Source organism: Longimicrobium sp. (genome assembly GCF_036387355.1).
Classification (GTDB): Bacteria; Gemmatimonadota; Gemmatimonadetes; order Longimicrobiales; family Longimicrobiaceae; genus Longimicrobium.
Window position 1 is genome coordinate 21,504 of the sequence record NZ_DASVTX010000535.1, and the last position, 7,011, is coordinate 28,514.

8 protein-coding genes are annotated in these 7,011 nt (G+C 70.1%); 4 read left to right on the top strand and 4 right to left on the bottom strand.

Annotated elements, in window-relative coordinates; translation table 11 throughout:
- Positions 1-68: 68 nt before the first annotated feature.
- Entirely contained in the window at positions 69-1,367 is a 1,299-nt protein-coding gene (gene fadI / locus VF665_RS23075; protein ID WP_331055844.1) for an acetyl-CoA C-acyltransferase FadI, read from the bottom strand.
- A 260-nt stretch (positions 1,368-1,627) separates the two neighbouring features.
- Between fadI and VF665_RS23080 the strand changes: the two genes are divergently transcribed.
- Positions 1,628-2,539: a cytochrome c gene (locus VF665_RS23080; RefSeq protein ID WP_331055837.1), complete on the top strand. Its 912-nt coding sequence runs from the start codon at positions 1,628-1,630 to the stop codon at positions 2,537-2,539.
- A gap of 83 nt (positions 2,540-2,622) precedes the next feature.
- Here VF665_RS23080 and VF665_RS23085 read toward each other — a convergent pair whose 3' ends face one another.
- Genes VF665_RS23085 through VF665_RS23095 form a run of 3 tightly spaced genes read right to left on the bottom strand, consistent with a single transcriptional unit; the run spans position 2,623 to position 4,304 of the window.
- Positions 2,623-3,213: a hypothetical protein gene (locus tag VF665_RS23085; RefSeq protein ID WP_331055838.1), complete on the bottom strand. Its 591-nt coding sequence runs from the start codon at positions 3,211-3,213 to the stop codon at positions 2,623-2,625.
- Complete coding sequence (locus VF665_RS23090) at positions 3,210-3,686, bottom strand: DinB family protein (RefSeq protein WP_331055839.1); 477 nt, start codon at positions 3,684-3,686, stop codon at positions 3,210-3,212. The genes VF665_RS23085 and VF665_RS23090 overlap by 4 nt, the downstream gene beginning before the upstream one ends.
- A 36-nt stretch (positions 3,687-3,722) precedes the next feature.
- On the bottom strand, positions 3,723-4,304 hold the full coding sequence (locus VF665_RS23095) for an NYN domain-containing protein (protein WP_331055840.1): 582 nt from the start codon (positions 4,302-4,304) through the stop codon (positions 3,723-3,725).
- 516 nt (positions 4,305-4,820) lie between these two features.
- On the opposite strand from VF665_RS23095, the gene VF665_RS23100 reads away from it, so the two are divergent.
- The 3 genes from VF665_RS23100 to VF665_RS23110 all read left to right on the top strand — a co-directional run bounded on the left by VF665_RS23100 (position 4,821) and on the right by VF665_RS23110 (position 6,998).
- Positions 4,821-5,303: an Rrf2 family transcriptional regulator gene (locus VF665_RS23100; protein WP_331055841.1), complete on the top strand. Its 483-nt coding sequence runs from the start codon at positions 4,821-4,823 to the stop codon at positions 5,301-5,303.
- Positions 5,304-5,396: 93 nt separating this feature from the next.
- Positions 5,397-5,789, top strand: coding sequence for a carboxypeptidase-like regulatory domain-containing protein (locus VF665_RS23105; RefSeq protein WP_331055842.1), 393 nt, complete (start codon positions 5,397-5,399; stop codon positions 5,787-5,789).
- 120 nt (positions 5,790-5,909) lie between these two features.
- Complete coding sequence (locus VF665_RS23110) at positions 5,910-6,998, top strand: alkene reductase (RefSeq protein ID WP_331055843.1); 1,089 nt, start codon at positions 5,910-5,912, stop codon at positions 6,996-6,998.
- Positions 6,999-7,011: the final 13 nt, after the last annotated feature.

A 7,011-nucleotide genomic window follows, 5' to 3' on the forward strand; every position in this document is an offset into this window, starting at 1 on the left:
GCCAAAGGCAGAAACGCGCTCCCCGGCACAGGGCCGGGGAGCGCATTCGTTCATCCACAGACAGCAGGTCAGTTGGGCGCGGCTTCCACGATCATCACAAAGCCCATGGCGCCGGCGGCGCACACGCTGATCATGCCGAACTGTTCGCCGCGGCGCTTGAGTTCGTTCAGCAGCGTGATGGTGATGCGCCCGCCCGTGGCGCCGAAGGGGTGCCCGATGGCCAGCGATCCGCCCATCACGTTGATGCGGTCCTCCGGCGGCAGGCCCACGGCCTTGTCGCGCCCCAGCCGCTTGCGCGCGATCTCGTCGCTGTCGAACCACTGCAGGTTGCTCAGCACCTGCGCGGCAAAGGCCTCGTGCACCTCCAGCAGGCCGATGTCCTTCATGGTCAGCCCCGCGCGGTCGAACGCCACGGGCGCAGCGTACACCGGGCCCTGCAGCAGCTGGTCGCCCGGGTCCAGCGCGGCGTACGCGTAGCTGCGAATGAAGCCCAGCGGCTTGTACCCCAGTTCCGCCGCCTTTTCTTCGCTCATCAGCAGCACCGCCGACGCGCCGTCGGTGAGCGGCGACGCGTTGCCCGCCGTTACGGAGCCGTACTTGCGGTCGAACACCGGCTTGAGCGTGGACAGCTTCTCCAGCGTGGTGTCGGCGCGAATGCCGTTGTCCTGCGTCACCACCTTCTCAAACTTCGGCGGCACGTAGAACGGCGTGATCTCGCGCGTGAGCCGGCCGTCTTCCGTGGCGGCCGCGGCCAGCGTGTGCGAGCGCAGCGCCCAGCGGTCCTGCGCCTCGCGAGTGATGCCGTTTTCCTTGGCCATCTTTTCCGCCGACGCGCCCATCGTTTCGCCCGTCGTCGGCTCCGCAATGGCGGGGGCGATGGGGGTGAGGTGACGCGGGCGGATGGTGCGGAACGCCTGGATGCGCTCACCCAGCGAGCGCGCCTTGCTCGCCTTTACCAGCGCGTTGCGCATCTCCGGCGAGAACAGGATGGGAACGTCCGTGAGCGACTCCGCGCCGCCCGCGATGATGACGTCCGCCATGCCCAGCGCGATCTGCTCCGCCGCGGAGGTGATGGCCTGGTTGCTGGACGCGCACGCCCGGCCCACGGTAAAGGACGGAACCCGCGGCGGAATGCCCGCGCCCAGCGTGACCTCGCGGGCAATGTTGGGCTCCTGCACCGACTGCACCACGGTGCCGTAGATCACGTGGTCCACCACGTTCACGTCCAGCTCGGTGCGGGCGATAAGCTCGCGGACCGCGGCCTTGCCCAGTTCCACCGCCGATACGTCCTTGAAGTCCGTCCCCGACTTGAGGAACGGGGTGCGGCACCCGTCGATGATGGCGACCCTGCGGCCCAGACCGTTCATGTGCACCCGTCGTTTCTCCGGGTCCGGGACCCGGGGTGAATCGTGCGCCGTACGCTGCCGGGTAATCCTAGCCTGAATGCGGCTCAGATCAAGGGATGCGCCGCGGCGGCGCGGACCGCCCCTTCCACCGCGCGGCCCGCATTCCGCTCCCGAACCCGGCACGTAGGTCATCCGCACCATGTGTGCGCGGCGTGCGGCACGCACATTCGTGTACGCTCCGGGCCCGCCCCGCGCCTCGAATCTGAACCAAGCCGCGCAGCATGAAAAAGTTTCTCCGCTGGACCACGCGCATTGTCGGCACGCTGCTGGCCGTGCTGGTCCTGGTTCTCGCCGGCGCGTACGGCGTCACCGAGGCGCGCATGCGCCGCACCTACGACGTCCCGGTGGCCGCGCCCCGCGTGGTGATGAACGCGCAGCAGATCACCGAGGGGCGGCGCCTGGCCGTGACACGCGGCTGCACGGACTGCCACGGCGACAACATGGCCGGCAACACCGTCATCAACCAGTTTCCGCTGGGCCGCATCTCGGGGAGCAACCTCACGCGGGGCAAGGGCGGCGTGGGCGGGCGGTACCAGGACGCGGACTACGTGCGCGCCATCCGCGAGGGCGTGTCTGCCGACGGGCGCCCGCTGCTGCTGATGCCCAGCAACGAGTTCAACGGAATGAGCGACGAGGAAGTGGCGGCCATCATCGCCTACCTGCGCACCGTTCCCCCGGTGGACCACGAGCAGGACGGCAATGCGCTGTGGCCGCTGGGCCGGGCGCTCATGGCCGGCGGCGTGCTCCCCCTGCTCTCGGCGGAGGTGATTGACCACGCCGCGCCCCGCGCCGCCGCACCCGCCCCTGCCGTGACGGTGGAGTACGGCCGGCACATCGCCCAGGGGTGCACGGGCTGCCACGGCAAGACGCTGGTGGGCGGCGCGGTGACCGGCGCGCCGGCAGACTGGGCCACGCCCGCCAACCTGACGCCGCATGCGGACGGGCTGGGCGCGTGGAGCGAGGACGACTTCATCCACGCCCTGCGCACCGGCCGCCGCCCGGACGGCACGGAGCTGCGCGCGCCCATGCCCTGGAAGGCCACGTCGCAGATGACGGACACGGAGATCCGTGCGCTGTGGCAGTACCTCAAGACCATCCCCGCCCTCCCGGACGGCTCGCCGCGCGATCCGTAATCCGCCGCGGCGGTGGAGAACAAAAAGGAGGCGCGGGAGCGATCCCGCGCCTCCTTTTCCATCGCCGTCCGTCCGCGCGATGGTCAGTCGCGCGCGGTGCGTCCCGCGCCGAACGCGGCCGCGGCGACGGAGAGGCCCATCAGCAGCAGCGCGCCCCAGAGCGCCTTGCTGCTGATGTTGGCGGCCTTGCCCGCGGTTTCGCTGGCCTGCTCGCCCACCTTGTTTGCCGTCTGCGAGATCTGGCCGCGCGCGGACTGCACGCTGCTCTGCGCCCGGTCGACAATGCGGCCCGCCTCTTCCGGGCTCTTGCCGGTGCGCGCGGCGATCACGTTCACCAGTTCCTGCCGGTCTACCTGGCCGCCCTTGCTGCGCAGCAGGTCGCCCACCTCCTGGGCTACCTGCTGGTTGCTGGCGCCGCCCTGGGTGGCGGCCTGTTCCGCCTGCTGCGCGCCCTTCTGCAGGCTGTCGGGCGAGAGCGAGGCGTTGCCCGTCTGCTGCAGCGTCGCTTCCACCTCGCGCTGCAGCGCATCAAAGTCCAGCTCCTTTTCGCCGTCGTTGCTCTGCTGGCGGATCACTTCGCCGCCCACGCTCCCCGCCGCGCCCGGTACGCCCCCCACCACGGACGACACCGTGCTCGTGAGCAGGCTGCTCACGCCGCCCAGCACAAGCTTCACCGCACGCCCCACTCCCACAGCCCGAACCCGGTCTTCTTGTCCAGTGGATGGTCGGCGCCCTTGAGCGCCACGGCGATCTGCCCGCGGTGATGCGACTCGTGCGAGATCAGGTAGCCCAGAAAGGCCGTGGGATGGGGCTTGAACCCGCGCAGCTTTCCGCTTTCCAGCGCCGCGGCCAGCATGGTCTCGACGGCGGCGGCGGACGCGTCCAGCGCGGCGCGGAGCGTGTCCGCATCCAGCGCGGCGCCCTTCTCCAGCTTCTGCAGCCCGGCGAGCAGGTCGGGCGCGCCCTCGCGAATCCACATGAGCCGCACGTTGTGGATGTGGGCGAACTGCTCCGCCACCGTGCGCCCGCGCGTGAGGCCCTGCAGCGGCAGCGCATCCGGCGCGATGGCCGCCAGCAGGTACTGATTGATGCGGGCGTGGATGCGCCACGTCTCCAGGATCTGGTCCGCCAGTGCGGGTGTGCTCATCGTCTGAACGGGAGAAAGGGATGAAGGGGCGCCGGGTCAGCGCGTGGGGCGGTGCTTGATGCACGTGCGCAGGAAGCGCTCATCCAGCTCGCGGGGCTCGTCACAGATGCGGGCGAGCGGGGGGATGTGCCTCTGCAGGGGAAGTGGGCACCACACCAGCCGCTTGCCACGGGTCTTTACCGCGTGAATCGCGCGAACGTAGTCCGTGTCTCCCGCGATCAGCATGGCCGCGTCATACCGCTCCTCGTACGCGCCCACGACCATGTCGACCGCCAGGTTTACGTCGGTTTCCTTCTCTACGTGGTACCTGTGCCCCGCGGAGTCCGTGCGCGGCTCGTGCTGGCCGAGGACCAGTTCGATCTTTCGACTGCGGGCAATCTCCTCAAAGAAGCGCTGCTGCCGTCGCCCGGCGGGGCTTGCTCCATTGGGCAGGGGTGAGGTGTAGTAGCGCAGCTTCACGAAGTGATAGCCGCGGGACAGGCGCGCGGCCAGGAGGTTGAGGTCGACCTCGAATTGGATTCCCTCCCGCATGAGCGCGAGGTTCCAGTTGGTGCCATCGACAAAGATCTCCAGCTTGGGTGCGCGCTGTGCTTCGGGTCTTTCAGAGGAGGTAGTCACGGGAGATACGAGATGGGGGGTTGCACCTGTGACGGCACAACCCCCCGGTACGTACCCACACTGCCCGCAGGCAGGGGGTTGACCTCGTGCGTCCATTTTAACGGAGCGCAGCGGCGGTGTCAAGGGGTGTGCGGCGGACTCTGCTGGCGCACAGCATACATGACAGCGTCCATTTCACAAAGCCGCGAGCCGCCACAAACCGGACAAACGGGGTGCCGGAAGGGCCAAGTGCGTTGGCGGCAACGACCAGCAGAATGCACTTTCGTGGGATGCTTGCGTGATCGGTCCGCGTCGGAGCCGGGCGCCGACACTGCCCGCCTGGAGGAAACGGCGGCGTGCGTCCAGTTCGGCGGGCGCGCGGCTTGGCGCGTGTGGAAGAGCCGGCGGCGCACCGCCGGGCGGCACGCGTCCACTTCTCCCATCCGCAATCCGCCACGAGGCGAACGGTTCAACGTCCCCGTTGACAGGCGGAGGGTCTGGAACTAGACTGGTTACAGTTACCGAAGGGAGTCCCGGATGTCGACGATCAGCAGCAGGGTGGCGGTGGCGGTGCACGTACTGGCGTTCCTGGCGTGGAAGCGCGGGGAGCCGGTGACATCCGAAACCATTGCCGGAAGCGTAAACACCAACGCCGTCGTGGTGCGCCGCATCGTGGGCGCGCTGCGCAACGCGGGGCTGGTGCAGGTGCAGGCCGGCGCGGGCGGCGGAGCGCAGCTGGCCCGCGAGCCCAACCAGATCACGCTGCTGGACGTGTACCGGGCGGTGGAGGAAAAGGAAGAGCTGTTTGCCGTGCACCAGGGCTCCCGCAGCTGCTGCGACATCGGCGGAAACATCCGCTCCGTGCTGCAGCGGGTGTTCTGCCGGGCCCACGAGGCCATGCAGGCGCAGCTTTCCCAGACCACCATCGCCGACGTGTTCCGGGACGTGACCGGACGCACCGCCCAGTGCGCAGGCGAGCCGTCCTTCGCCGTGCCGGCGGGCGCCGCGAGCGAGGCGTAACCGCTTCGCCACCGGCCGTTTGCACGAACTGATCTGTAACCGGCGCGGCTACAAATGGCGGCCCGCCGGAACCCTGGACCCGGGAAGGACCCGATGAGCGCATTCACCCGCATTCGCGCAGCCTTCCGCCCGCTCCTGCTGGCCGCGGCGCTGGCGGCGGCGGCGGCGAACCCCCTCGCGGCGCAGGCCCGGGTGCTGGGGCGCGTGACGGATGGGGCGGGCAACGCGGTGGCCGGCGCGAGCGTCACGGTGGCCGCCGCGGACGGAACAGAGCGCACCACCACCACGGGGCCGGGCGGCGGCTTTCAGTTCGCCGACCTCCCCGCGGGGACGTACACCCTGCGCGCCGAGCGCGGGTCCGCGGGACAGGCGCGCGAGCGGAGCATTACGCTTGCCGCCGGGCAGGTGGCCAGCCCCGTGGTGCGGCTCCTGGGCGGTTCGCAGCGCCGCCCCAGCGGAACCCGGCGCACGCCGCCGCAGCAGTAGGGCAGGCCGCGGACAGCCGTTCCGGCTGTCCTGATTTGTAACGGATCCAGTTGCAGTTTTAGCCGCCGGCACGGGCCGGACGATGGAAGAACGAGTACAATCCAAGGGAGAGCAGCCACGATGAGTGAGTCGACACCCAACCTGTTCACCCCCGTGCGCGTGGGGCCGTACACGCTGCGCAACCGCATGGTGATGGCGCCCATGACGCGCAACCGCGCGGGCGAGGGCGCCACCGTGACGGACCTGACGGCGCAGTACTACGCCCAGCGCGCGTCCGCGGGGCTCATCATCACCGAGGGGTCGCAGATTTCGCCGCAGGGCGCGGGCTACCCCGGCACCCCCGGCATCTACAGCGACGAGCAGGTGGAGGCCTGGCGCAAGGTGACGGACGCGGTGCACGCCCGGGGCGGCCGCATCTTTCTGCAGCTCTGGCACGTGGGGCGGATTTCGCACCCCGACACGCAGGAAGACGGCGGGCTCCCCGTGGCTCCGTCCGCCATCGCCGCGGAGGGGCCCATCGCCACGCTCAAGGGGATGCAGCCCATGGTGACGCCCCGCGCGCTGCGGACGGACGAGATCCCCGGCATCGTGGCGGACTTTGCCCGGGGCGCGCGGGCGGCGTACCGCGCCGGGTTCGACGGGGTGGAGCTGCACGGCGCCAACGGCTACTTGATCGACCAGTTCCTGCGCGACGGCAGCAACCACCGCACCGACGAGTACGGCGGCAGCGTGGAGAACCGCGCGCGCTTTCTGGACGAGGTCACGGCCGCCGTGGTGGAGGTGTGGGGCGGCCACCGCGTCGGCGTACGCCTGAGCCCCATGGGCGCGTACAACAGCATGAGCGACAGCGATCCGGCCGCCACCTTCGGCCACGCGGTGCGCATGCTGAACCGCTACGGGCTGGCGTACCTGCACCTCACGGAGCAGATCGGCGGCGACGAGCCGCGCATCACCCCGCTGCTGCGCGAGGCGTTCCGCGGCCCGCTGATCATCAACGGCGGCTACGGGCGCGAGAGCGCGGAGGCGGCGCTGGCCGCGGGCGAGGGCGACCTGGTGTCGTTTGGGGTCGGCTTTCTGGCCAACCCGGACCTGGTGGAGCGGTTCGCGGAAGACGCGCCGCTCAACACGCCCGACCGGGAGACGTTCTACATGGGCGGCGAGCGGGGCTACGTGGACTATCCCACGCTGCAGGCCGCCCACGCGGCCTGACCCGGCGCATCCC

Coding starts and splice junctions, on each gene's coding strand:
- fadI (WP_331055844.1), bottom strand. CDS start 1,367: ATGAACGGTCTGGGCCGCAGGGTCGCCATCATCGACGGGTGCCGCACC.
- VF665_RS23080 (WP_331055837.1), top strand. CDS start 1,628: ATGAAAAAGTTTCTCCGCTGGACCACGCGCATTGTCGGCACGCTGCTG.
- VF665_RS23090 (WP_331055839.1), bottom strand. CDS start 3,686: ATGAGCACACCCGCACTGGCGGACCAGATCCTGGAGACGTGGCGCATC.
- VF665_RS23100 (WP_331055841.1), top strand. CDS start 4,821: ATGTCGACGATCAGCAGCAGGGTGGCGGTGGCGGTGCACGTACTGGCG.
- VF665_RS23105 (WP_331055842.1), top strand. CDS start 5,397: ATGAGCGCATTCACCCGCATTCGCGCAGCCTTCCGCCCGCTCCTGCTG.
- VF665_RS23110 (WP_331055843.1), top strand. CDS start 5,910: ATGAGTGAGTCGACACCCAACCTGTTCACCCCCGTGCGCGTGGGGCCG.